The following is a 24,111-nucleotide window of genomic DNA, read 5'->3' on the forward strand; positions in this document are numbered from 1 at the left end:
GGAAGGAAATGGGCGACTATGCTTCGTTAGTCAATCAATTTGGAGGGATGCCTTGTGACGGTTCTGGTGATCGGCGGCACCGGTAAGGTGGGCACGCTTTTGGTAACGACGCTTGCCGCAAACGGCGCGAAGGTGCGCGTCCTGGTCCGCAGTGAAGACCGCGTGGCACTGCTACCGACAGGCGTCGATCCAGCCGTCGTTTCCATCGTCGACGATCCGGACGGCGCGCAGGCCGCCTTCGACGGGATCGACCAGGTCTTCATGTTGAACCGCCCCGTCGCGACGGAGGTCGTCGAAGGTGTGCTGGCGGTATTGCTGGCGCGGCGTGCCGGGGTGCGTCGGTTCGTATATCAATCGGTCTTCCACGCCGAAGCGCATGCGCATCTGCCGCATGTCGCCTCCAAGGTCGCGATCGGAACCGCCGTGCGAAATTCCGGCATGGCCTGGACGCTGTTGTCGCCGAATCACTTCTTCCAGAACGATTGGATGACCCGCGAGGCGCTCTCGGACGGTCGCTACGTGGTCCCGATCGGGGGCGTCGGTTGTTCCGGAATCGACGCGCAGGACATCGCCGCGGCAGCCGCCCGAGTCCTTTCCAGCGACGGCCATGACGGCATGGATTATCCGATCGTCGGCCGGCAGGTATTGAACGGTGCCGCATGCGCAGCCGCTTGGAGCGAGGTACTTCGGCGACCGGTCACCTACGATACCGATCCGGCGCGCTGGCGAGCGAGCTCGCCCATGCCGGCCTGGCTGGGGCTGGACCTGATGACGATGTACGAGACGTTCGGGCGCGACGGATACATCGCTTCGGAACGTGAGATGGACAGCACGGTCCGACTGCTGGGCCGTCAACCCGTCGATTATGCCGACTATGTGACACGCACCGCCGCACAATGGGGTCTGAGCTGAACGCAAAGCGCGTCGGAGCGGCCGGACCGCCCGACGCGCCCGACCGATAATGGCAACTGACTACTCCGCAGCCTGCTGAACGGCGGGAGCCTGACCGAAATCGGGAAGCAGTTGTCGCCAGTCCTCGCCGGCGTCCAGGTCCACTTCGGTGACGAAGATCGCGGCCGATCCGCCAGGAACGGAACCGTCAAGCCCGACGGGCGGCTTGCCTTCGGCGACTCGTGTCGCACAGTCGCGAAGTACCTTGCGCATCCCGGCGATTCCGATGTCGGCCGACACAAGATGTTCTTTGGTACGGTCGCAGATCGGGGTCATTGACGTGGTGATCGCGATATCCTCGGGCAGGAACAGCGGCAGCCCAGTCCAGCTTTCGCCCGATTCCATCTTGTCGCGATCCTGGTGGAAGTGATTTTCCAGTCGCGCGCGGTCTGACCGATGTTGCGTTTCGCGGGTGCAGCTTATGCGTTCCAGCGTTTTCCGGATCGACCCCCTGAAAGGACCGGATCGCGGCCCTCTTCGGCTCGAGGCCGATATCTTCCTCAAGATTCCAGTTACCAAGAAAGAATAATGTCTTGTGATCGTCGATCGGCAGGACCTGTGCCCACGAATCGCGTGACGGAGCACCACCGGTCACTGCGACGGTCGAAGGCGCCATATAGGCTGGCACCCGCCAGCGGTTGCGGCCCGGCTTCAGCTCTCGCGACGCGGCCGCGAACAGGCCGAACCATGACGGCTCGACATAGATTTCGGGCGCGAGCATGCTGATGACGTTGTCGAGGTCCTGACTGCCGAAATCAGTCGTGTCGCGATGGAAGGCCGACGCATGCAGAATACCAAGGTGCGAGCTATCGCCCCCCCCTTCTGTCGCCTGAAGATAATTGCAGTGGACGATGAAAGGCGTGACAACGCGATGCCGCTCCGGTGCGGTCAGCTACATGAAGTCGGCTCGGGCGGCATGTGTGCAGGATCGCCGAAAAAGCCCCACACGACGCCACCGACCTCGCGCACCGGAAGGACGGCTGGCGGTAATTGGCCATGATCTTTTCGGCCGACCGGATGTTCGGCATGTCGACCAACGTACCGTCCGTGTCGAACTTCCAGCCATGATACAGGAAGCGGACTCCGTCGCCTTCCAAACGACCGAGGCAGAGCGACGCGCCACGACGACAACATTGTTCATCCAGCAACCCCAACTTGCCGGCCGAGTCGCGAAATAGACATAGTTTTCGCCGAGTGCGCGAACGCGCAACGGCGTCCGACCCACCGAGGCGATCTCCTCGCACGATGCAATCGGTTGCCAATAACGCCGAAAGACTTCGCCCATCGGCGTACCTTTCCCGACACGGCAGAGGAACTCGTTTTCCTCTTTTTTCATCATCTCACTCCACCTGACGCATCTCGAGCGTCCGTCAGGATGCGCTCGCCAGCGCGGGTTCCGAACCCATCAATTTCTTGAGGTTGCTCGGATCAATATTGGGCAGCGCGCTGCTTTCGCCGAGCATGCCGGGCAGGTCTTGCCACCGCATGTCGGGACCGATCACGCCCTGCGCCTGGCCCAGCACCATTTCTGGCCCAAGCCCCCGTGCAGGCTGGCCGGCCATCACGCCTTCGCAGTTGGCGATCATCGCGCGTCGCATGCGCACGATCCCGATGTCAGAGGGCACCAGCGATTCATATTCCCGGGCATCCAGCCGCAACATCGACGCGGTAACGGCGGCATCCTCGCCGATCACCGGGTACAGCCCGCTGAACGTCTCGCGCCGGCGCATTGCCTCACGGTCCTGCAGGAAGTTGTTCTCACGCATTGCCGTCCCCGGCTTGCCATGATGTTCCCGCCCGAGGCCGAACGTCTTCGCGCCATATTCGTCCAGACCGAAAAAGGCATCGCGCTGCGCCTTGTCGACCGGAGCCTCCATGCTCCAGAAAATGTGATAGAAGATCGTCCGGCTATTATCGATCGGCACCGCATAAAGTAGACCACCTCCGCCCGGAACCGCGCACACTGACGGGAACTGGAAGTTGGTAACACGCGCGACCTCGTGCATCTTGCCGTCCGCGCCACGGACGTCGCGGATCGCCGCATAGCGGCAGCCATATTCGGTTTCCTCGGCCTCGAACCGCGGCGCAAGATCCCGGCCGACTGCGGCGCTGCCGAATGCCTGATGAAGGATGGCGAGGTGCGAAGAGTCGAGTCCGCTTTCGATCACCTGGATGAAATTGGCCTCGAACATCGGCGCGCCGATATACACATGGCTTTCGGGCACGTCGAAGAACGACCAGTGAAGGAATGGCGGCTCATGTTCGGCCGGGCCGAGATAGACCCAAATCATGCCGCCCGCTTCGCGAACGGGGAAGGCCGGCTGGCGATATTTGTCGGTGAACCGTTCGGGATTGCGGCAGTTCAACATCTCAAGCACCGTGCCGTCCGGCGCAAATTTCCAGCCATGATAAATGCAGCGGATGCCGCCGTCTTCGACACGACCTAACAGGAGCGAGGCACCGCGATGGCAGCATTGCTCGCGCATGACCGCAACTTGCCCCACGGTATTGCGGAACATGACATAGTCCTGGCCAAGCAAGGTGATCGGCTTGGGATCGGAATCGGGTTCGGGAAGGTCCGAGCTCAGGCCACAAGGCAGCCAATAGCGCTTGACCGTGTCGTGCATCGGTGCGCCCGGCTCGATATCGCACAACAGCTTCGCTTTATCAATCATCTCAGACCCTCACTCTATTGCCTCGGGCGCAAACGACGCGACGCAAGGTTGGCGCAGCCGCCCATCGTCGGCGATCATAACATGTTTATCTTCCTAGGAAGATATCCGGATTTGGCCGGCGATGTCAACGTCGCTGCTGACATCGCCAGCTTCTCCGTTCAGAAGCGGTAGGCGGCGCGCAGACCAAAGACGCGCGGCGTACCGGGATAGTCAATCACGGTCGGGCCGGCAGCCAGGATCGTACGGCGATAATAGGTCTTCGTGGCGTTGTTGACATAGGCAGTGACGGTAAACCGGTCGATTTCCAGCGACGCGCGAAGGTCCAGCAGGCCATAGCCGGGCTCGCGCGAAAGGACGGCGGCACCGCCGAACTCCTGGCGCCCCTCGCCCGGTTCATGATACAGGGTGCTCAGCAACGCGTAATTGCCGCCGAGCGAGAACCACCGCCGATCGCCGATCGGCACACGCCACTCGCCATTCACGTTGATCGAATGTTCGGGACTACGCACCATCCGCGTGCCTGAGAAGTTGGTCGCCGCATCGAAAATATAATCGTCGTACCTAGCATCCAGATAGCCATAGGTGAAATTGAAGGTCAACGTATCAGTGGGCTTCAGGCCAAGTTCGAAGTCGACCCCCTTGACCGTGCTGGATGCTGCGTTCGAGATAATATTGATAATAGGCACACCCGGACGCGAAATGAATCTCGATACCTGAAGATCCTGATAGTCATATTGGAAGGCCGAGATATTCAACTTCAAACGACGGCCCAGCCATTCACTGCGAAACCCGACTTCATACGCAGTAATCTTTTCCGGATTGAATAGCTGGTTGGCCTGCGCGGCGGAAATCGCCGCGTTCTGGAAACCACCGCTCTTGAAGCCGCGACTGAAGCTCGCATAGACTGAAACATCGCGCGAAATTTTGTAGTCGAGCACGAAGCGAGGGTCGAACGAGGAATAGTCGGCTGCATTGGTCACGTCGAACGGCGCGGGAATGAGCGGCACACCTGGCGAGGTGGTTTCGCCCCGCTGGCGCGCGCTCTTCTTGTCGTGAGTGTAGCGTGCACCGACGGTGAAATCCAAGGCGTCGGTGATGTGCCAGGTGAACTGGCCAAACGCCGCATAGCTCTTGACCTTGTAGTTGCCGAAAATGCCCTGAACCTGCGTCGCGCCAGTAAGCGCGAAAGCAGTGCTTCCCACGCCTACGTTGTAGAGGTCGGAGCGCGCGCTGTCGTCGTGATAATAGAAGCCCCCGATGATCCAATCGAGCGCGCCCTCAAACGACGCAGGGCCGGTCGGGTTCGACGTGATGCGGAATTCTTGCGTAAACTGCTGCGTCTGTTCCCCGGTCATATGATAGAGCGCATCGACCGACGTACCGTCCAGATCGCGGGCTTCGGCCAGCTTCTGGTCGCGATACGCGGAAATGGAAGTCAGCGTCGCGAAACCCGCATCATACTCAATCCGGCCGATATAGGTCTGAACGTCACGATCGGATGACGGGTCGTGCGTCATATAGCCTTCGTACCGCCCGCCGGGATACGCGATCGGCACCTGCCCTGGCCGACCAAAGAATACCAGGGAGGGATTGGCCGGCGTTGTCGCTGTGGGGCCGCTGCCACGACCGAATCCGGCAAACGCGGCTTCATTACCGTCCTTGCCATACTCTGCGGTCAGGTCGATCTTGAATTCGGGTGTCGCTTCCCAGGTAAGGCGTAATCGCCCGCCCCAATTGTCCACGCCTTGGAAGGTCGTGCCCGTCGTCAGGTTGGTCAGATAGCCATCACGATAGCTTCGCCACCCCGCCGCCCGAAACTTCAGCGACCCGTCGCCCGTCAAGGGCCCGCCGACCGCCGCCACGCCCTCATAACCACCATAGTTGGAAACACCCACTTCGAAGTCGCCGGTGAAATCCGACGTCGGCGCCTTCGAAATCACGTTTACAGCGCCGCCGATCGTGTTCCGGCCATACAGGGTTCCCTGCGGACCGCGCAGAACCTCGATACGTTCGATATCACGCAAGGCATTGAACGAGCCAGCGGCACGGCCGAGATACACGTCATCGACAAACACGCCGATCGAGCTTTCCGAGCCGGGATCGAACGAGCGCGTTCCTATGCCGCGGATATACATCTGCGGGCGCGATGCGCCGGCACTGCCGAAGTAGAAACTTGGAACCTGGGGCGCGACGCTATCCAGGCTGACAATGCCGGCGCGCTCCAGCGACTCGGAGCCTAGCGCTGAAATTGCTGCCGGAATATCCTGAATACGTTCCGCCCGCCGTTGCGCGGTGACCAGGATCTCGCCCTCCGCTATAACAGGCGATGCCGACGCCGGCTCGCTTGTCGCCTGCTGAGCATTCGCGCCAACGGGGCTGATCGCCACCATCAGCGCCATCGAAACGCCCGAACAGTACAGTCCACGGCTTACACGCATATGCTCCCCTCCGATCTTATTATCTTCCATGGAAGTTATTATGACGTGGAAGATTTCATGTCAATGCGCGTCGCGGCATGGTATGGATTACCTCGCATGGTGCAAGGCGGGGCTAGGCATGCCGGTCGATCAGACGCCCCGCAATAGCCAAGCAAGGGCTTTCGCATTGGATCAACCATCAGAGATTGACCACGAAGACACTGCCGACCTTCCGAGGAAGACTCGGCGCATATGAAGGAGAGTTAACATGTCACATTCAATGCCCCGCTTGGTTCGTCGCGGCGCAGCGGCCTCCACTCCTTCCGAGATGAGTCGGGATGAATGGCAGGCGCGGGTCGATCTGGCTGCCTGTTACCGGCTGATCGCGCATTTCGGGCTTAACGAACTGACGTACAATCACATCTCACTTCGCATCCCTGGCGACCGCGAGGAAATTTTGATCAATTCCTTCGGCCTGATGTTCGAAGAAGTTTGCGCATCGAACCTGGTAAAGATTGACCTGTATGGCCGCATACTGAACGATCCCGTCGGCAATGGTATCAACGAAGCAGGCTATGTGATCCATGGCGCGATCCACGAGGCCCGCCCCGACATAGCCTGCGTGATTCACAATCATACGCCAGCTGGCATGGCCGTATCCGCGCAACGTCATGGCCTTTTGCCGCTCAGCCAGACCGCCATGCTGTTTCACGGACAAATCGGCTATCATGACTATGAAGGCATAGCGATCAGCATGGACGAGCGCGCTCGACTGGTCGAAAATCTGGGCAACGGCGTTGCGATGATCCTGCGCAACCACGGTCTGCTTTCGACCGGACGTTCGGTGGCGGAAGCGTTCAACGCCATGGTTTATCTCGAGCGGGCGTGCGAAGCGCAGGTCAAGGCGCTCGCGGCAGGGTGGGACAATCTTTGCTTTCCAGCGACCGAGGCGATCGAGATGACGGCTCAGGTCTACCGCGAGAACAGCTATGCTGCGGCCGAGCGCGATTGGCCGACACTGCGCCGGATGGTCGATCGATTGGACGAAAGCTACAAGAACTAGGCCTCACGGTAAGTGGGCCGCCGATGTCCGAGCGCCGGCGAACCGCCGGTCTCTCGGACATTGGCGACCGCTCAAACAATCCGGTTAGATGGTGCCAACCCGTCGAAGAACCGGTCCAGATTGTCACGCATAACGGCAGTCATACCGACCGCGTTACCCTTGGTCGCCCCAGCGATATGCGGGGTCGCTAGCAGATTAGGTATGCCTGCCCAGCGATCCGCCGGGGTCGGCTCTACTTCGAACACGTCAAGTGCGGCTGCACCCAGGCGCCCTTCACACAGGGCGTTGCGCAATGCATCCTCATCGACCAGTTGACCGCGCGCGACATTGACCAGCAGTCCGGTCGGCCCCAGCGCATCCAAGGCGGCACGCGACACCATATGACGATTGGTTTCGTCGGATCGCGCGCACAGCGCCAGCACATCGCATTGCGCTGCAAGCTCCAGCAACGTCGCCATCCGGGGCGTCGAGATTTCCGGCTTGGCCCTGGGGCCCCACCAGTGCACGGACATGCCCAACACGTCCGCCTTCGCCGCCAGAGCTCGCCCAATGGCACCCATGCCCACGATGCCCAGCTTCAGTTCGGGCAAGCCACGGCCCAGTCGAATCGGCCCATCGCCCCAATGACCGGCATGCACCAGGGCATTGCCCCACGCCACGTTCCTTGTGGACGCCAGGATCAGCGCCAGAGCAAACTCAGCGACGGGTTCAGCGGCGGCCTCTCCGGCATTGCACACGACGATGTTGCGTTCGCGCAACGCCGCCAGATCGATCGCGTCATAGCCCGCGGTAAAGCATGCCACCATCGCCAGATCGGTTAGGCGATCAAGCATATGCAGTGGGTGATGTCCCATGCAGACCAGCGCCTTCACGCGCTGCAGCAGCTCGTTTGGCGGCGCTTCCCACCAGCGCACGACATCGTATCGCTCCAACAGCGCTGGTGCGGCGAAATCAAGTTGCGGTGTCGTCAAGAGAACGAGCGGTCGGGACATCGGCATCTCCTGGTCGTCATCGCACCCGCGCGCACGGCCAAAGCTTCTTAAAGGTCGATAACGAGTTCGTCGGATAGCGCGCCCGAACAGCAGATCAGCATCGTCTCATTCGACGCCCGCTCGGCATCAGACAGGATCATGTCGCGATGGTCCGGCACCCCCGACAAAACCTTGACCTCGCATGCGCCGCAAATGCCCTGCTGACAGGAATAGGGCACCGTCACGCCCGCCGCACCGAGCGCTTCGAGAATGGTGTTGCCGGGCGGAATGTTGATCCGCCGTCCGCTCTTGGCCAGCACCACATCGAAACCACCTTCGCTCGCCAGGCCCGCATCGGAAGCGAAATATTCGAAATGGACTCGATCGGGCGGCAGGTTGGCGCATATGTCGCGATACGCCGCCAGCATTCCCGAAGGACCGCAGCAATACAGATGGTCGTCCGGCCCGACGGCACCGACAATCCCGCGAATGTCCAACAGCCGCCCGTCCGCCTCGTCGTCAAAATGAAATTCGACACGCCCGCCGCCATCGACCGCCAGCCGCTGGAGGGTGTCCATGAAAGCCGCGCGGCTCCGATTGCGGCAACTATAGTACAGCGTCCAAGCATGACCTCGCGCGTTCAACGCGGCCGCCATCGCGATGAAAGGCGTCACGCCGATACCGCCTGCAAAGAACACGCTATGTTCACCACCCTCATGCAGGGCGAAATTGTTGCGTGGGGGATCGATACGCAGCAACTGACCGACCCGCAAGTGATCATGGATATATTTGCTGCCGCCTTCGCTGCCCGGGTCACGGAATACGCCGATTCTGTAGCTGTCTCGCTCCTGTGGGCTATTCATCAGCGAGTAACTGCGAACCAGTCCATTTCCGAGATGCAGGTCGATATGCGATCCCGGTGAGATTTCAGGCAGCGTGCCGGCGCAAGGCGTGAGCTCGATCGACAGGACTTCCTCAGCTTCCCGTCGCATGCCGCGGACCTGGAATTCGCGAGGTATGGAATCGGACACGAGCACTCCAATCAACAATAAATCTTCCATGGAAGATTATGTGTCGCGCGCTGATTGTCAACCCGTGCCGGCTGTGGCGCATCGCGGAAGCGCACCCGAATTCGTGCGCAGCGCGTGTTCGAGCGCAGCGATCGATTCGATATGGTCGCGCCGCACCGCCAGCGCGTGTTCGACATGTGCGAAGGTGCCGTCCAGAACACGCAGGTCGCTGCCCGACGCGACCTTGTGCAGCGCAGCCGTCAATCCAACGGCTACATCGATCTCGCCGCGCAAGAGGGCTTCAAGCGTCTCCCCGGCGGATCCGAATTCGACAAATGCGGCATGCCGAAGCGACTGGCGTACCGATGTGAGATACGCGCCTTTCGCGCAGCCTATTCGCATCCCGGGACGATCGACCTGGTCGATACGATCCAACTGCGATTGGCTGCGCGCAAGCCCGCCGACCGCGAGCGTGAGATAAGGCTGCGTAAAAGCGACCGTTTCGCGTCGAGCGGGATCGATCGCAAGAAAGGCGACATCCCATGTCCCTTCACCGGCGTTCAGGATATCCGCGGCGGTCGCAAATGGCAGTAGTATGGCACGCTTGCCGATCGCGCTGGCGACGCGGTCTGCAACCTCGGGCGCCATTCCAGTCATACGCCCATGATCGTCCATCGCAACCAGCGCAGCGTTGCTCAGGTTCACGGCAAAGCGGCAGTTCACGTCCGTCGTTTTCACAAAGGTTCGCGTCCGAACCGCCTTGCAAGAGCGTCCGCCCCGCGCGCAAGAATACCCGCGTCGATCCCGACGGCAACAAATGTGGCACCCAGCGCCAAACAACGGTCGGCAAAGGCCGGGTCGCCAGTGAGAATACCGGCTGGTTTTCCGATCTCGACGATCCGTTCAATCGCGGATTCGACCGCATGCATGACATCCGGGTGATTGAGCTTTCCGATATGCCCCAGGCTTGCGGCCAGGTCCCCCGGCCCGATGAAGACGCCGTCGACGCCCTCGACCGATGCGATCTCCTCTATGGCGTCCAGAGCGGGCCTGCTTTCGATCTGCACAAGCAGGCACAGCTCCCGCTCGACATGATCAGGATAATCGGTGACTCGACCGAACGCAGTTGCGCGGGTCAGCGCAGACACGCCCCGAATGCCTGCAGGCGGATAGCGGGTTGCGGCAACCGCGGCCTGCGCCTGTTCCGCGGTCTCGACATAGGGGATCAGCAGGCTTTGGACGCCGATATCCAAATATCGCTTGATCAGCACCGGATCATTGACCGCCGGCCGGACAACGGGCGACGAGCCGTGGCCGCCCAGCGCCTGCAGTTGCCCAAGCACGGTCAGTACGTCGCCCGGTGAGTGTTCCGTATCCAGCAACAGCCAGTCGAAACCAGCGTCCGCGACTACCTCTGCTGTGAACGCGCTCGACAGCGTGCACCACAGGCCAATCTGGGCGACACCGTCAATCAAGGCATGGCGAAAGGCGTTATGCGGAATCTTCATGCGACGATCTCGAGCGAAAGGCTGCCCAATGGACCATAGTCGGCATGAACCACGTCACCCGCCGCAACATCGATCGGTCGCGTGAATGACCCGCCAAGGACGATTTCGCCCTTTCTCAAGCAATCGCCCACCTCGTGGAGCTTGTTCACCAGCCAGGCGACACCAGCCGCCGGATGCCCCATGATCGCGGCCGAGACCCCGGATTCCTCAATGACGCCGTTCTTTGACAAGGTTGCGCCGACCCATCGCACATCGATATCGTAGGGTCGCACCGGTCGACCGCCGACCACGATCGCGCCGAATGCCGCATTGTCGGCGATCGTGTCGACGATCGAGCGGGGTACCTCGGTACGATAGTCGATAATCTCGAGCGCGGGCACGACCACCTCGGTCGCTCGCATCACATCATAGATGCGCTTGCCCGGTCCGCCCAGGTCTTCAGCCAGGACAAAGGCCAGTTCGACCTCCAGTCGCGGCTTCAGAAAGCGAGCCGCGCTGACCTTCGCGCCGTCATTATAAAGAGCGTCGTCCAGGATCCGGCCATAGTCTGGCTCGGTCATCTTGGAAGCAATCTGCATGGCGCGGCTGGTCAGCCCGATCTTGTGACCGACCACCGTGGCACCCGCAGCGATGCGCGCATCGGCCCACAGGTCTTGGACTCGATAAGCATCGGCAAGCGTCATGTCGGGGAACATCTTGCTGATCTGCGGCGTCGCAATTCGCGTTCGTTCAGCCGCCAGGATCGCCTCGGCTGCCTGCCGATGCTGTTCGTCCGTCGCCATGTTTCAGCCCCTGCGCTTGCCGTTGGATCAGTCGATTGGCGCCCGGGGCAGTACGGCATCCCCGGGTTCCATCGTCAGCGTGAAATCGAGCGAGTGCCAAGGACCGTCGATGCCGTCGCGCGGTTCCTCGTGCCGGACATATTCGGCAGTCAGCGCGCTGGTGACGGCGAACTGCACGTCACTGTCGATGTTCGGATCGGCCGGGTCATAGATCTGGCTGATCAGAACCTTGAACCCCTGCTTGACGACCAATGCGTGAAGATGAGCCGGGCGGAACGGGTGCCGTTTCTGGGCGCCCAGCAATTCACCCACGACGCCACCGGTCGGAATGGGATAGCCGACCGTACGCACGGTCCAGAAATCGACGATCCCCGTCGCATCGGTCGTCAGCTTGCCGCGTAGATTGTGATCGGCCTGTGCATCATCCTGATTTTCATAAAGACCTGTCGGGGCCGCCTGCCACACATCGACCTCTGCGCCAGCGACCGGCCGCCCTTCGGGGTCCACCACCCGCAATCGGACGTAGACGGGATCACCGGGTGTTTCGCTGCGGACGATGCTGCCACCGTTAGGAGTCACCGGCGAATGCATCCGCCAGAACGGACCCAGCAGCGATTGCGACGTCTCGGTCTGGCCGGCATTCCCGTTGTTGAGAAGGCAGACCAGCGCGGACACTCCCAGCGACCCGGCCATCAGCACCGCTTCGTTATGCCGTGCATTGGAAAGCTGGCCGATTCGGTTGATCAATGCCGTCGCCGTTCGGAATTCCGCTTCGGTGAGGCCCACCTCTCGCACGAACCCGTGAAGATGCTTGATCAGCGCAACCATCAATTCCCGCAGGCGAGGGTCCGGCGTCGCCTGCATCACGCGCAGCACATTTCCGGTGATGTCGTCGGGACCCTTGACTGGCTGTAGCTTGATCATACTGCTCCATTTATCTTCTGTGGAAGATAAATCAACCCGCTGCCTGCGTGTGTTGATCCCGGCACGCTACCTATGCGGCGAACAGCAATGCCGGGGTCTCCAGCAGCTTCTTCACCGCCTGGACATAGCTTGCCGCGTCCCAGCCATCGACCACGCGATGGTCGCAACTGATCGACAGGTTCATCAGCTTCGCGCGGACGATGTCCTCACCCAGGAACACGGGACGCTCGACGATCTTGTTCGGCCCGATGATCGCGACTTCCGGCTTGTTGATCACTGGCGTCGTCGCGATGCCGCCCAGCGGCCCGAGCGAGGTGACGGTGATGGTCGAACCCGACAGCTGCTCGCTCTTCGCCTTGCCGGTCCGCGCGGCGTCGGCAAGGCGCGTGATCTCGCTCGCCAGCTGCCACACATTCTTGTCCTGCGCGTCGCGCAGCACCGGCACCATCAGCCCGGCATCGGTCTGTGTCGCCATGCCCATATGCACACGCCCGTGCCGCGTCACCACGCCGGCCTCGTCGTCATAGTGCGCGTTGAGCAAAGGGAAATCGGGCAGCGTGCGGCAGATCGCGACGATCAGGAACGGCAGCATGGTGAGCTTGGGCCGAGCGCCGCGATTGGCGTTGAGGTCCGCGCGCATCGCCTCCAATGCCGTGACGTCGATCTCGTCGACATAGGTGAAGTGCGGGATCGCGCGCTTTGACGCCGCCATATTCTCGGCGATGCGGCGGCGCATGCCAATCACCTTAACCGGCACGTCCTCGCGCGCGCGGCTGGCATGCGGTGCGTGATAGCCTTGGCCCGAGCCATAGCGCAGGAACGCGTCGAGGTCGGCGTGCCGCACGCGGTCGCCATCCGCCTTGACCTGCGCCAGGTCGACGCCGAGGTCCTTCGCGCGCTGCCGCACCGCGGGTGAGGCAAGGACGGCGCGATCCGTTTCCCCCATTGTCGCCGGTGCGTCGCTCGGCTGTTCTGCAACGGGCGCGGAATGAACGGCAGGCGAAGGCGCGACCACTTCCTCGACGCCGGGATTTTCAGCCTCGATCTGTTCCTCGACCGCCTCGCTCACCGGCACCGGCTCAACCGCCATCCCGGCGGCATCGACCGTCGCTTCGGGCTCGGGCTCCACAGCCACCTCGCCGTCGGTTTCCACCACCATCAGCGCCGAGCCGATCGGCACCAGATCGCCGACCTCGCCCGCCAGCTCGACCACCGTGCCGGACACCGGCGACTCCATTTCGACCGTCGCCTTGTCGGTCATCATGTCGGCGACCTGCTGGTCTTCCTCGACTCGATCGCCGACCTTGACGTGCCAGGCGACGACCTCGGCCTCGGCGATGCCTTCGCCGATGTCGGGCAGACGAAAGGTGAAACGTGGCATCCTAAACCTCGATAATCTGTCGGATGGCGCGAGCGACGCGCGCCGGACCAGGGAAATACTCCCACTCGAACGCGTGCGGGTACGGCGTGTCCCATCCCGTGACTCGCATGACTGGCGCCTCCAGCGCATAGAAGCAATGTTCCTGCACCAGCGCCGCCAGTTCTGCGCCAAAGCCACAGGTGCGCGTCGCTTCATGGACGACGATACACCGCCCCGTCTTTTCAACCGATGTCGTGATCGTTTGCAGGTCGAGCGGGATGAGCGTGCGCAGGTCGATCACCTCGACGTCCACGCCGGCTTCCTGTGCCGCTGCCAGCGCGACATGCACCATCGTGCCATAAGCGAGCATCGTGAGCGCCTCGCCGGGACGAGCTATTTTCGCTTTCCCAAGCTCGATGCGATAATGTTCAGCGGGAACAGCACTGGCCGGATGGCCCGCCCATGACTGTACCGGTCGGTCGTGATGACCGTCGAACGGACCGTTATACAGCCGCTTGGGTTCAAAAAAGAGAACCGGGTCATCGTCCTCGATCGCCGCGATCAGCAACCCCTTCGCGTCATGCGGATTCGAAGGGATGACTGTCTTCAACCCGGCGACATGTGTGAAAATGCCTTCGGGCGACTGACTGTGCGTTTGCCCACCGTAAATTCCGCCGCCATAGGGCGAGCGCACGGTGATCGGAGACCACCACTCGCCCCCCGTGCGATAGCGCATCCGTGCAGCTTCCGAGATCAGCTGATCGGTGGCGGGATAGATATAGTCGGCGAACTGAATCTCGACGACCGGCCGCTTGCCATATGCGCCCATGCCCACGGCCGCCGCGACGATGCCGGCTTCGGTTATCGGTGCGTCGAACACCCGATCCCGGCCATGCTTGCGCTGCAAGCCATCGGTCGCCCTGAACACGCCGCCGAAATAGCCCACGTCCTGGCCGAAGATGAGGACGTTCCTATCGCTTGCCAGCACGCAGTCGAGTGCGGAATTGATCGCTTCGATCATGTTCATCTGCGGCATGGGGTCACCTCAGCATCTCGTCGCGCTGAGCGCGCAAATGCGGCGGCATGTTCTTGAACACATCCTCGAACATGCTGCTTACTTCCGGTCGTGCGCCACTTCTCAGCGTGCCGAGCCGTTCGGATTGCTTTCCGACGTCGCGCACGTGGGCCTCGGCTTCGGCCAGCATCTCGGCGTGGCGTGTGTCGTCCCAATCGCCCCGGCGTATCAGATGCGCCTTGAGCCGCTCGATCGGATCGCCCAGCGGCCAAGCCGCCGCTTCGGAGCCCGGACGATACTTGCCCGGATCGTCGGACGTCGAATGGCCTTCGGCGCGGTAGGTGAACAGCTCGATCAGCGCCGGGCCATGGCCGGCGCGAGCACGCTTCGCCGCCCAGTCCGTGGCGGCATAGACGGCCAGGAAATCGTTGCCGTCGACCCTCAGGGACGGGAGCCCGAACCCGACGCCGCGCGCCGCGAACGTCGTGCGCTCGCCACCGGCGATGCCGGAAAAGCTCGAAATAGCCCATTGGTTGTTTACGATGTTCAGAATTACCGGTGCCTGATAGACACTCGCGAAGGTCAGTGCGTGATGGAAGTCACCCTCCGCCGTCGCACCCTCGCCGATCCAAGCCGCTGCAATTCGGGGATCGCGATCGAGCGCGGCTGCCATCGCCCAGCCGACCGCCTGGCTATACTGCGTGCCCAGGTTGCCGGAGATGGAAAAAAAGCCCGCTTCGCGGCTCGAATAGAAGACGGGCATCTGCCGCCCCTTCAGCCGGTCCTGACTGTTGGAGAAGACTTGATTCATCATATCTAGCAAGGGCCAATCACGGGCGACCAGCAGCCCTTGCTGGCGATAGGTCGGGAAACACATGTCGGCACGATCGAGCGCCATTGCAGCAGCGACGGCGACCGCCTCTTCGCCCGTCGATTTCATGTAGAAGCTGGTCTTCCCCTGCCGCTGAGCACGGACCATGCGATTGTCATAGACCCGGGTCAGCACCATTGCCCGAAGACCACGCTTCAAGACATCGGCAGTGAGACAAGGATCCCAGTCGCCGGTGGCATTACCTTGTTCATCGATCACTCTTACGAGCGAATAGGCAAGTTCGCGAATGGCGAAGGGTTCGACTTCGATCGGCGGTCGCGCGACGCTACCCGCCGCGGGTATGTCGAATGCATCGAAGTTTGCCTTCGAGCCAGGCCGACACCACGGCTCGGGCACATGGAGGGAAAGACCGTTGTGGAGTGCGCGCATCATGCCACAAGTCTCCGATTGCAAACCGCTGCTTCCGCCATCTGATCCGCCACCCGATGCGGTGGTTCCCCGCTGCGGTCGGCGGCCGCGAGCACCTGTAACAAGCGAGCCGGAATCTGTTCGATGCGATCCTGCAGCTGCCGACAAGTCTCACCGAGATGTGACGCGGCCGCACCAAGGATGCCGCCGATGTTCACGAGATAGTCGGGCGCAACGACGATCCCGCGCCGAAACAGTGCCAGTCCGTCCTCATCGCTGGCCGGCTGGTTTTCCGCTGCTCCGCAGACGAGATGAGCTTGCAGGAGTGAAATATTTGGCGCGTTCAAGATGCCGCCTCCGCAGGGTGCAAAGATGTCCAGCTGCGCACCAACGAGCCCCTCTGGTGAGAATATCGTCGCGTTCGTTCCCTCGGCAAGTCTCCTGACGTGCACGGAGTTCTGATCGGCGATCGCCAGGCGCACACCGGCATGATGGGGCAGGCGGCAGAGTTCCGCGCCGACCCCGCTGACGCTCAGAACGCCGACTCGCAGCGCCGAAAGCGACGCATTCAGCGCTTGCTTCGCTGCGGCTTCCATCGACCGAAACACACCGAGCGCCGTCCAGCGAGATGCGTCGTCCCCACTCCTTTGAAGCGTGAAGCGGTTGTCGGCGATATAGCTTGTCCGCCGTCGCAAAGCGGCTATGTCAACAATGTCGTCGCCAAAATGCGGCGTGATGATGTATCCGCCTTTCAAATTGGCCAGGGCATCGGCCAGCACGCGCAAGGCTGGGGTGCGGTCAAACGCGCGGTCTGGTACCCGAAGCACCGCCTGCCCTCCTCCAAAGGGGAGATTTGGAAGCGCGTGCTTGTAGGTCACCCCGCGCGCCGATCTGACCGCGGCCTGTACTGCGGCTGCCTCGCTTTCGTACGGGAGAAGGCGGAAGCCGCCAGCCGCAGGACCGCGAACGGTCGAATCTACGACAATGACGCCGAACATGCCACTTGCCTGATCGTCGATGACATGCAGCCGTTCGGGGACGGCGGCTCCGGCGGTGCGAAGGTGAACCATTGCATCTCTCCTACGCCGGATATCTAGCAATAATCTTCCTTGGAAACTTTTCCTTTTTGGGTCAGTCGTACAGCGCAATGGAAAGGATCTTTCGGTGAGGCAGCCACAACGGCATAAATCTAGCGCCACGCTTGACCGCTTCGAGCACAAACTGCTCGGGCTGCTTCAGCAAGATTCGACACGTTCGAACGCCGAATTGGCGGAGCTTGTCGGATTGTCCGAGGCACCATGCTGGCGGCGCGTCCAACGCCTGAAGCGAGACGGCTATATTAGGGAGCAAGTCAGCTTGCTGGACCGGCGAAAGCTCGGCCTGAACACACAGGTGTTCGCACAGATCAAATTGACAGCGGTTGGTCGGTCGAACCTGAACGAGTTCGCCGATGCCATCAAGGCATTCCCCGAGGTGCTGGATTGCTATGTACTGATGGGATCAGCTGATTTCATGCTGCGGATCGTGACGCAGGATATCGAGGCTTACGAACGTTTTTTCTTCGAAAAGCTGTCAAAGGTTGCAGGGATCCAAGACGTCAACTCGATGGTTGCGCTTTCGGAGATAAAATCGACGACCGCCTTGCCGCTTGCGAACCTTGCCGACGATTGAAATGTGCCGCTTCAACGGGCTGGAGGTTGCGGCGCTGATCGACCAAAGCGCGGCTCGCCCAGTGTGGCAATCGCGATACCCGTCGCGGCAGAAATGGCCATCGTAACGATCAGGAATAGCGCATAGCTGCCGAACTGGTCGTAAAACGCACCGGCAATCAGTGGCCCCAGCGCAGCCCCCAGCGATAGCGCGCCGACCATCGCGCCGAATAAAACGCCGAAACTTTTGAGCCCCATATATCTGGCGCAAAGGAAGGCGATGACATCGACTTCGGCGCCTACCGTCAAACCGAGAAATATGGCGGCGACAACGTTATTGACCGTTCCCCCTGCCCCCCCGGAGAGCAGCAGCAGGCTGGCGATGATCGGCATCGTGAAGATGCAGGAACCGACGACGCGCCCCGGAAAGCGATCGAGTAGCAGGCCGGTCGCAAGACGGCCCACGATCGAAAAAATACCGACAAGCGATGCGGTCGAGGCTGCGCTCATCCGGTCGACACCTCGCTCCGACAAGATCGGCACGAAATGGACCATCAGCCCCATCAGTCCGAACATGAACAAGCCGCTTGCCCCGACCAGCTTGTAGAAAGACAAGGAACGCAGTCCCTCCGCTACGCTAAATCCCTCGACAACCATGAGGCTGTCCGTTGCTTCTTCGCTGCGGGCATGCGGCGCAGAGCGAAACCACGGCAGGACGACCGCCAGCACGATTGCCACCCAAATCGCAGCGAGGCCCCAGAATGCAGTTCGCCACCCATATGATTCGATCAACCAGCTCCCCAGCAATGGATAAACCGTCGCCCCAACCGATGTACCGGATAGCGTCACCGCCAGGGCAAGCCCGCGCGATCGCTCGAACCGTGATGCAACAGCCTTGGTCCAGACTGTCGGCTGGCTCAGCAACGCCGCGAGGGCAATGACGGACCATAGCAACAGCCAGTTCGTCATCGTCCCGCTCGCGGTACTCAACAGTCCAAAAGCCAGGGGGGACAAGACCACGCCCGCCAGCCCGACCTTACGAACACCGACGCGATCGACCAGCATGCCGACCGGAACGCTCATCGCCGCCCCGACAAGACCGGACAGTGCCGCTCCCGTCGTGATCTCTGTGCGGGACCAGCCGAACTCCTGTTGCAACGGCTCGATGAACGGACCCATTGCGTACATTTGCAGCACTGAGATTGAACAGCCAAAGGCGGCCGCGAAGGGCAGCGTACCATGATGACGCCATTCCGAGGCAGGATTTGAGTCGGGCGATGGCGTCGGGCCGCTAATGGTGTTCATTTTCACTCTCTATGCACGAACGATCATGTTCTGGACGGCAAGTGGCGCTCGATCTAGGTGCCAACCGGGGACAGTCACATTTCAACCACAGGTGCACTCGTTCGCAAAACGAAATCTTCCTCGGAAGCAAATTGAGCAGCGGCGGCAGGTGCGCGGCGATCTTTTTTGACATGTCTCGACGGCGCGCGATGTCTTAGCACCGACACCTCCCGTAGGGGTCACCACCGGGTGACTTTCAAGAGCACATCTGGCATGGTCGCCAATAGATCATGAGAAGGCGCCTCTCTACGATAACGCGCACGGTGCTTGAGGACGCCGGCCTGACGGCCGGCGAGCTCGACGCTGAACTCGACGCGCGAGTTCCATCACGTGCGGGTCTCATGCTGCGTAAACACCACCCAATGCTTACTCGGATAAGTAACGCCTCAGGGGTGAATGTCGCCCAGGTATGCCGAAAGCCGCGCTATCTGCCGCTCCAGATCGAAGCCATGAAAGAGAATCGAGCACATTGGCTGTATCGCTAGTTGGCCCCACGTAAGTGCGTTTTTTCGTGCCGTAGCGGCTTGAGTGACACATTGAAGCTAGCGCTTGAGGGTAGGTTGCTTGCGGGCTTTATAATGGTGGGCGTGGCAGGGATTGAACTTGCGAACCCTGCGATGTCAACACAGCGTCCGCAAGACACCGTCAGCAGGTCTCGGTGATTTCTACTCAGCGAAGGTGTATCATCGCCTGTTCCGCTCCACCAATCGTTGCAGACTTTCCACAGTAATGAGCGTCGCCGTACCGATCTTCGCCATATCTATCTCGCCTCGCGCGATCAGCTGGTAGAGCTTGGATCGCCCTATCCCGGTCATCCGGATCGCGGCCGGGATGCGCACGGTGATGGGCAAGATCACCTCATCTTGCGCGGCTTTCGACCTTTGCTCGTCGAGCCGCATCTGCCGGCTCAGTGCCTTCCGGTCCATGGGCTTCTTCCTTTCGCTTGGGGTGATGTCAGGCAGGGTTGGCAGGTTGCCACAGCTCGTTTGGACGGCTCTGCCGTTGAACGGTTTTCCGCTCCTGGCTCCGCGGACTGACGAAAGCCGAGTCCGGCTGGGGCGCGTCGTGGTTATCGGGGCTCTGACCTGCCTCGTCGCGCGCTTCGGGCGCGCGATCGTTCTGAGGCTCCGGCAACGGCAACACGGACTGTGGAACTTCAACCAGGTCGGCGGTTGCCACCGGTTTTTCGGTTTTCGGTTCATCCTGAATTCGCTTCGGCAGCGTTGTCCGCTTGATGAACGCAGGCTCCCGAACGGGCGCGTTGCGATACTTGCAGCGGAACCGGATCACCGGCAGATCGCGCCCGAACCGCAGGTAGCCGGTGAGGTTGGGCAGGTTGACGATCTCGGTCGGCATGACCAGCGGCCGGGTGACCTGCTGGCGCGAGAGGTTGACCCCATCACGCATGTCGCTAACCCCATATGACATGCCTTCATTGGCCTCCACCTGCTCGACCTGCCCCAGGTTCTCGGAGACGTGGCGCGCAGTCGGCGTGTCGTTGGCGCGCAGCGCCACCCAGGTCGAACAATAGCCGGTGATCGCGGCGGCTTCCTGGACACCGTAGGTTGCCTCAAGCTGCGGATAGGACTGGAACCCGAGGATGCCGCACCCGCCATATTTGCGGGCACGCGCGAGGAAGTCGCCGAGTGAGGGGAGCCGCTGGAGCGAGGGGAGTTCGTCGATCACGCAGTAGAGCCGGCGACACTGGTGAGGCGCCATGCTCATGATCGCGCTGATCGCGATATCGAGCCACATGGTGATCAGCGGGCGGAGCGTCGGCAGCTGGTCGGCCTTGACCGTGATGAACAGCCAGCTGTCGTCATCTTCGTTGGTGACCCAGTCGCGGATCGACAGGCCGCGATCGCTGTCGTCGAGATAGCGGAACCCGCGCAGGACTGAGGCGAGCTCGGCCTGGATGCCCGCCGAGGTACGCTCGCCCTCCTGCGAGATGAACGCCGCGCCCTCGGTGTTCTGCACGAACGCCGACAGCCCCTTGAGCCCCGAGCGGGTGAGGATGTCCATCAGCACCGACACCCGCATGCGGTCCTTATGGACCAGCGTGCGCATTACCGCGACCAGCGTGCCGCGCGCCGCCTTGGCCCAGAACGGGTCCTTGCCGGTATCCGGCACGACCGACTCCGCGATCTGATCGTAGTGATATTCTTCGGGGACATCGGCCCACGGCGTCCAGAGCGCCGAACGCTCGTCGAGCGGGTTGAGCAGCACGTCCCGGCCGGGGCGATAGAACCGCTCCACGAATGAGCCGGCGGTGTCATAGACGATCGCCCGCCTGCCCTGTTGGCGGATACCGTCGAGCATGATGTTGATGAGGTTGGTCTTGCCGGTGCCGGGCGCGCCGCTGACGAGGATATGCTCGGGCTCGAACGCCGCCGGCATCGGCACGCCGCCAATCCTGAAGCTGCCGCGTTTCTTCCATCGAAGCTGCCAGCGCAGCCCGCGCGCGGTGCCGAACCTCGCCCCGCGCAGATACTGGTTGGAGCCGAGCCCCTTGCCGGTGCGGGTGAAGTAGAACCACGCGCCCACCATCACGAGGAACGCGAACAGCCCCGACAGGATCGCCCCGCGCACGAGATGCTGCTCGGCCGCCTTGAGCGCATTTTCCGCGACACCCGAGCCCAGCATCGCCTTTGCGCTGGTCCAGTACTTCATGCCCCAGGGCGTCTCGAACAGGAGCGGCGCACTCGTGCCCGGCACCCCCGATTTAAGGTAGGCTTCGGCGACCTTGGCCAGCACGTAGCGCTGGTATTCGCTAAGCTGCTCATAGGCGTACCACAGGGTGCAGCCGGCCCAGATCACCCCGCTGGCCAGCAGGGTCTGGAAGAACACCTGCGTGGTCATGCGGATGTTGTGGACGATCGCCTGACCGCCCCGCGTCCAGGAGCCGACCGTGTTGTTGCGGAAGATGCTCATCGGGCCGGCTCCTCGAGCAGGCCGCGCTCGGCGAGGAGCTTGCGCGCTTCCTCGAGACCCTTGCCGCAGATGTCCGGCGACTGTTCACGCGCCAGTGTGGAGAGCAGCGCGAAGGTATGGATCTGGATGCCCAGCAGCTCGTCCATGACGGTGATGGTCGCCTTGCCATCGGGCGACACGGCGCGCTCGATCGCGGGCCGCAGAAATTTTGAGAAGCTCAGATCAGCGCTGTAGGCGCATAGCTTGAGCTGGCGGTAAAGCGCTTCGTCCATGCGGACCGAGACCGTGGGCATGACAAGACTCCTGTTCCTGTCCGCCCGCCAAGGCGCGAACCGCTGTAACCGCTGAGTGTGGGCTGCGCATGGGTCGGGGCATTGAGATGCCGGAGCGACCGGGATTGCGCCTACGGCTTGCGGATCGAGCCCGCCCGGGACGAACGGCAAAATGTCTGTCACAGCCGCCTGATGACGCCCGATGACGCAAGCGGTGACGCCGTCATCGCCGGAAATATTCAGCAATATCAGTGATATACCATTGGCCATTACCCTGCCGCGGTGACACCGTCATCGAAATTCACGGCGCGTTCGATGACGCCGTCATCGCGTATAACCCGTTGAACTGAATGCGGATTTTATCCGCAGCACGCGTGCGTACGGTGCATTACAAACGCCCCTGCGGCGTGCGTCCTGCCTTCGCAGCGCTCTCGCGCGCTGCGCCGCCTCGACCTGGCAAGGGCGGGGCGCCCCCGCAGGGGGCATCTTCTTCTGATGCCGGCGCCAGCCGGCCTCCGCTTCATCGACATTGCGGCAACTCCGAAGCCATGCAAAATTCGCGCTAGCGGGCAGACGGCACCGCCTCGATCGCCGCGCTCAAGGTCCTGTCCGCAGCCCCCGTTTAACATCGAACTCGCCCCGAAGGGGCGGCCCTGCGACGAGCACGGCGGAGCCGCGCGCAGGAGGCCTGCATCCCTCTGACGGGGGATGCAGCATCGCCCCGCGACGGACCCCGCAGGGGTTCCTGAGCGGGGCGACCTCCACCCCCAAAAAAAGGGGACCGGCCCGGACAATCCGGACCGGTTCCCATATCCTCACGCCACCGCGCGCCGCTGGCCACCGAGCGTGAAGAAGTGCGCCGGTACCCCTTCCGCCCGCACCAGCCGCGCGAGATGCGATTGCAGTCCCGACCCTTCGCAGACCACCGCCTCGACCGGCCGCAGCGCGAGAAGCTGCTCGTTGCGGGCAAACCCGGCGCGCTGTCCGAGCTTGTGATTGAGCGTGAACGCAATGAGCGGCGTGCCTGTCCGCGCTGCCCATGAGGCTGCAATGGCATCGCACCCCTTGGACTGTGCGGTGGTTGCCAGCACCATCGTCGGAACACGCTGGCGGATCGCGTCGAGCGCGTCGGTCAGCTGGCGATGATCCTCCCAGGCTTGCCCGCCCGAGAAGATCACGACCGGCCCTTGCGGCGCATGCGCGTCGATCCGCCGCTGGCGGCGCGCGGCCAGAAAATCCGACGCCGCGACCACCGAGGCGGTGCGCTTGCTCGACACCAGCGACCCCCGTGGCGCGGACCAGGGCCGTCCGGTCTCGCTATGGTAAGTCGCGGCGGCATGATCGCGGATGCAAGCCGCTGCCTCATGCGCCTCGTCGAGCGACTGACAGGCGAGCTGCGCCTCCTCCAGTTCGGCGGTCATCACCTCGCTGCCATCGGCATCGCGGATCAGGTCCTTGACCCGAAGCGCCGCCCGATCGGCCTCGGTCTCGAGCTGCCCCGCGACCCGATGGAACCCCTGCACGATGCCCCAGGCGAACCGGTCGGAGAGGGTCTCGAGCCGCGTGTCGCGCAACACGTCGAACAGCGTTCGTACCACCATCTCGGTGGCGAGCTGCACCTCCAGTGGGTCCGGCATCGCAGCATCGGTTACGTCCGCCCCGGCATCGATTCGGAACCCGTCAATGGTCTCGGTGAACGCCCCGGCAAAAGCATCGTTCGGGCTCGCCGTCTCCTCGGCGATGAGTCCGGCGATCTCGCTGAAGCTGCGGATGGAACGAGTGATGTTGGTCATTGGAACCTCCTTTTTCTGAAGAGGTCCCTTCCCCGGCACGGGCTCCGAGCGGCGGGGTCAAGGATCGCGGACCGCAGGGCCGCGACCGCGCAGCGGCGGTGGGGGTCACGATTTTCTCTGGCGGCCACCACGCCCGCGAGGATCCCCACCGTCCGCTCCGCCAGGGAAAATGGTGGGGCCCCGCCGTCCTTGAGGCCGCCGCGCCC

Annotated in this window: 22 protein-coding genes; 3 read left to right on the forward strand and 19 right to left on the reverse strand. The window is 62.2% G+C overall.

Annotated features, from left to right (window positions below):
* Positions 1–54: 54 nt before the first annotated feature.
* Complete coding sequence (locus M9978_RS17020) at positions 55–912, forward strand: SDR family oxidoreductase (RefSeq protein ID WP_254295277.1); 858 nt, start codon at positions 55–57, stop codon at positions 910–912.
* Positions 913–972: 60 nt separating this feature from the next.
* Here the strand turns inward: M9978_RS17020 and M9978_RS17025 are convergent, their stop codons facing one another.
* The 4 genes from M9978_RS17025 to M9978_RS17035 all read right to left on the reverse strand — a co-directional run bounded on the left by M9978_RS17025 (position 973) and on the right by M9978_RS17035 (position 6,025).
* Complete coding sequence (locus M9978_RS17025) at positions 973–1,539, reverse strand: hypothetical protein (protein WP_436977198.1); 567 nt, start codon at positions 1,537–1,539, stop codon at positions 973–975.
* A gap of 218 nt (positions 1,540–1,757) precedes the next feature.
* A complete protein-coding gene (locus M9978_RS23420) occupies positions 1,758–2,195 on the reverse strand; it encodes a Rieske 2Fe-2S domain-containing protein (protein ID WP_367305120.1) in 438 nt (145 codons plus the stop codon).
* 126 nt (positions 2,196–2,321) lie between these two features.
* Positions 2,322–3,626, reverse strand: a complete 1,305-nt coding sequence (locus tag M9978_RS17030) for a Rieske 2Fe-2S domain-containing protein (protein WP_254295281.1) — start codon at positions 3,624–3,626, stop codon at positions 2,322–2,324.
* A 158-nt stretch (positions 3,627–3,784) separates the two neighbouring features.
* Entirely contained in the window at positions 3,785–6,025 is a 2,241-nt protein-coding gene (locus M9978_RS17035) for a TonB-dependent receptor (RefSeq protein WP_254295283.1), read from the reverse strand.
* A gap of 286 nt (positions 6,026–6,311) precedes the next feature.
* Here M9978_RS17035 and M9978_RS17040 point away from each other — a divergent pair, with 286 nt between their 5' ends.
* Positions 6,312–7,106: a class II aldolase/adducin family protein gene (locus tag M9978_RS17040; RefSeq protein ID WP_254295285.1), complete on the forward strand. Its 795-nt coding sequence runs from the start codon at positions 6,312–6,314 to the stop codon at positions 7,104–7,106.
* 71 nt (positions 7,107–7,177) lie between these two features.
* Here the strand turns inward: M9978_RS17040 and M9978_RS17045 are convergent, their stop codons facing one another.
* The 10 genes from M9978_RS17045 to M9978_RS17090 form a co-directional block, all read right to left on the reverse strand.
* Entirely contained in the window at positions 7,178–8,104 is a 927-nt protein-coding gene (locus M9978_RS17045) for an NAD(P)-dependent oxidoreductase (protein ID WP_436977199.1), read from the reverse strand.
* A 41-nt stretch (positions 8,105–8,145) separates the two neighbouring features.
* Positions 8,146–9,138 carry a PDR/VanB family oxidoreductase gene (locus M9978_RS17050; RefSeq protein ID WP_254295289.1) on the reverse strand — a complete coding sequence of 331 codons (993 nt, stop codon included), beginning with the start codon at positions 9,136–9,138 and terminating at the stop codon, positions 8,146–8,148.
* Positions 9,139–9,165: 27 nt separating this feature from the next.
* Positions 9,166–9,810 carry a transporter substrate-binding domain-containing protein gene (locus M9978_RS17055; protein WP_254295291.1) on the reverse strand — a complete coding sequence of 215 codons (645 nt, stop codon included), beginning with the start codon at positions 9,808–9,810 and terminating at the stop codon, positions 9,166–9,168.
* A gap of 11 nt (positions 9,811–9,821) precedes the next feature.
* Positions 9,822–10,595 (reverse strand): aldolase/citrate lyase family protein, encoded by a 774-nt coding sequence (locus M9978_RS17060; protein ID WP_254295293.1) that lies wholly within the window; start codon positions 10,593–10,595, stop codon positions 9,822–9,824.
* A complete protein-coding gene (locus M9978_RS17065) occupies positions 10,592–11,377 on the reverse strand; it encodes a fumarylacetoacetate hydrolase family protein (RefSeq protein WP_254295296.1) in 786 nt (261 codons plus the stop codon). The genes M9978_RS17060 and M9978_RS17065 overlap by 4 nt, the downstream gene beginning before the upstream one ends.
* A gap of 27 nt (positions 11,378–11,404) precedes the next feature.
* A complete protein-coding gene (locus M9978_RS17070; RefSeq protein ID WP_254295298.1) occupies positions 11,405–12,253 on the reverse strand; it encodes a dioxygenase family protein in 849 nt (282 codons plus the stop codon).
* A gap of 118 nt (positions 12,254–12,371) precedes the next feature.
* The gene (locus tag M9978_RS17075; RefSeq protein WP_254295300.1) at positions 12,372–13,682 is read right to left on the reverse strand and encodes a dihydrolipoamide acetyltransferase family protein; all 1,311 of its coding nucleotides are present in this window, start codon (positions 13,680–13,682) and stop codon (positions 12,372–12,374) included.
* 1 nt (position 13,683) lies between these two features.
* Positions 13,684–14,688, reverse strand: coding sequence for an alpha-ketoacid dehydrogenase subunit beta (locus M9978_RS17080; RefSeq protein ID WP_254295432.1), 1,005 nt, complete (start codon positions 14,686–14,688; stop codon positions 13,684–13,686).
* 13 nt (positions 14,689–14,701) lie between these two features.
* Positions 14,702–15,940, reverse strand: a complete 1,239-nt coding sequence (locus M9978_RS17085) for a thiamine pyrophosphate-dependent enzyme (RefSeq protein ID WP_254295302.1) — start codon at positions 15,938–15,940, stop codon at positions 14,702–14,704.
* The gene (locus tag M9978_RS17090) at positions 15,937–16,986 is read right to left on the reverse strand and encodes a Glu/Leu/Phe/Val dehydrogenase dimerization domain-containing protein (RefSeq protein ID WP_254295304.1); all 1,050 of its coding nucleotides are present in this window, start codon (positions 16,984–16,986) and stop codon (positions 15,937–15,939) included. Before M9978_RS17090 ends, M9978_RS17085 begins: the two co-directional genes overlap by 4 nt.
* Before the next feature lie 94 nt (positions 16,987–17,080).
* Here M9978_RS17090 and M9978_RS17095 point away from each other — a divergent pair, with 94 nt between their 5' ends.
* Complete coding sequence (locus M9978_RS17095) at positions 17,081–17,587, forward strand: Lrp/AsnC family transcriptional regulator (RefSeq protein ID WP_254295306.1); 507 nt, start codon at positions 17,081–17,083, stop codon at positions 17,585–17,587.
* An 11-nt stretch (positions 17,588–17,598) separates the two neighbouring features.
* Here M9978_RS17095 and M9978_RS17100 read toward each other — a convergent pair whose 3' ends face one another.
* From M9978_RS17100 to M9978_RS17120, 5 genes are all read right to left on the reverse strand, one after another.
* On the reverse strand, positions 17,599–18,870 hold the full coding sequence (locus M9978_RS17100; protein WP_254295308.1) for an MFS transporter: 1,272 nt from the start codon (positions 18,868–18,870) through the stop codon (positions 17,599–17,601).
* Positions 18,871–19,592: 722 nt separating this feature from the next.
* Entirely contained in the window at positions 19,593–19,835 is a 243-nt protein-coding gene (locus M9978_RS17105; protein ID WP_367305114.1) for a helix-turn-helix domain-containing protein, read from the reverse strand.
* Between the two features lie 28 nt (positions 19,836–19,863).
* On the reverse strand, positions 19,864–21,840 hold the full coding sequence (locus tag M9978_RS17110; RefSeq protein WP_254295310.1) for a type IV secretion system DNA-binding domain-containing protein: 1,977 nt from the start codon (positions 21,838–21,840) through the stop codon (positions 19,864–19,866).
* Positions 21,837–22,133 (reverse strand): CopG family transcriptional regulator, encoded by a 297-nt coding sequence (locus M9978_RS17115; RefSeq protein WP_254295312.1) that lies wholly within the window; start codon positions 22,131–22,133, stop codon positions 21,837–21,839. The genes M9978_RS17110 and M9978_RS17115 overlap by 4 nt, the downstream gene beginning before the upstream one ends.
* 794 nt (positions 22,134–22,927) lie before the next feature.
* Positions 22,928–23,905, reverse strand: a complete 978-nt coding sequence (locus M9978_RS17120; RefSeq protein WP_254295314.1) for a DUF2493 domain-containing protein — start codon at positions 23,903–23,905, stop codon at positions 22,928–22,930.
* Positions 23,906–24,111: the final 206 nt, after the last annotated feature.

It is taken from the genome of Sphingomonas tagetis, from assembly GCF_024211275.1.
GTDB lineage: Bacteria > Pseudomonadota > Alphaproteobacteria > Sphingomonadales > Sphingomonadaceae > Sphingomonas > Sphingomonas tagetis.

Excerpts from the sequence above, each read along its gene's own strand:
- M9978_RS17050 (WP_254295289.1), bottom strand. The coding sequence starts at position 9,138 with ATGGAAGATTTATTGTTGATTGGAGTGCTCGTGTCCGATTCCATACCT.
- M9978_RS17100 (WP_254295308.1), bottom strand. The coding sequence starts at position 18,870 with ATGAACACCATTAGCGGCCCGACGCCATCGCCCGACTCAAATCCTGCC.
- M9978_RS17120 (WP_254295314.1), bottom strand. The coding sequence starts at position 23,905 with ATGACCAACATCACTCGTTCCATCCGCAGCTTCAGCGAGATCGCCGGA.
- M9978_RS17040 (WP_254295285.1), top strand. The coding sequence starts at position 6,312 with ATGTCACATTCAATGCCCCGCTTGGTTCGTCGCGGCGCAGCGGCCTCC.
- M9978_RS17030 (WP_254295281.1), bottom strand. The coding sequence starts at position 3,626 with ATGATTGATAAAGCGAAGCTGTTGTGCGATATCGAGCCGGGCGCACCG.
- M9978_RS17115 (WP_254295312.1), bottom strand. The coding sequence starts at position 22,133 with ATGCCCACGGTCTCGGTCCGCATGGACGAAGCGCTTTACCGCCAGCTC.
- M9978_RS17065 (WP_254295296.1), bottom strand. The coding sequence starts at position 11,377 with ATGGCGACGGACGAACAGCATCGGCAGGCAGCCGAGGCGATCCTGGCG.
- M9978_RS17045 (WP_436977199.1), bottom strand. The coding sequence starts at position 8,104 with ATGCCGATGTCCCGACCGCTCGTTCTCTTGACGACACCGCAACTTGAT.
- M9978_RS17085 (WP_254295302.1), bottom strand. The coding sequence starts at position 15,940 with ATGATGCGCGCACTCCACAACGGTCTTTCCCTCCATGTGCCCGAGCCG.
- M9978_RS17105 (WP_367305114.1), bottom strand. The coding sequence starts at position 19,835 with ATGGACCGGAAGGCACTGAGCCGGCAGATGCGGCTCGACGAGCAAAGG.
- M9978_RS17035 (WP_254295283.1), bottom strand. The coding sequence starts at position 6,025 with ATGGCGCTGATGGTGGCGATCAGCCCCGTTGGCGCGAATGCTCAGCAG.
- M9978_RS17080 (WP_254295432.1), bottom strand. The coding sequence starts at position 14,688 with ATGAACATGATCGAAGCGATCAATTCCGCACTCGACTGCGTGCTGGCA.
- M9978_RS17075 (WP_254295300.1), bottom strand. The coding sequence starts at position 13,682 with ATGCCACGTTTCACCTTTCGTCTGCCCGACATCGGCGAAGGCATCGCC.
- M9978_RS17110 (WP_254295310.1), bottom strand. The coding sequence starts at position 21,840 with ATGAGCATCTTCCGCAACAACACGGTCGGCTCCTGGACGCGGGGCGGT.
- M9978_RS17090 (WP_254295304.1), bottom strand. The coding sequence starts at position 16,986 with ATGGTTCACCTTCGCACCGCCGGAGCCGCCGTCCCCGAACGGCTGCAT.
- M9978_RS17060 (WP_254295293.1), bottom strand. The coding sequence starts at position 10,595 with ATGAAGATTCCGCATAACGCCTTTCGCCATGCCTTGATTGACGGTGTC.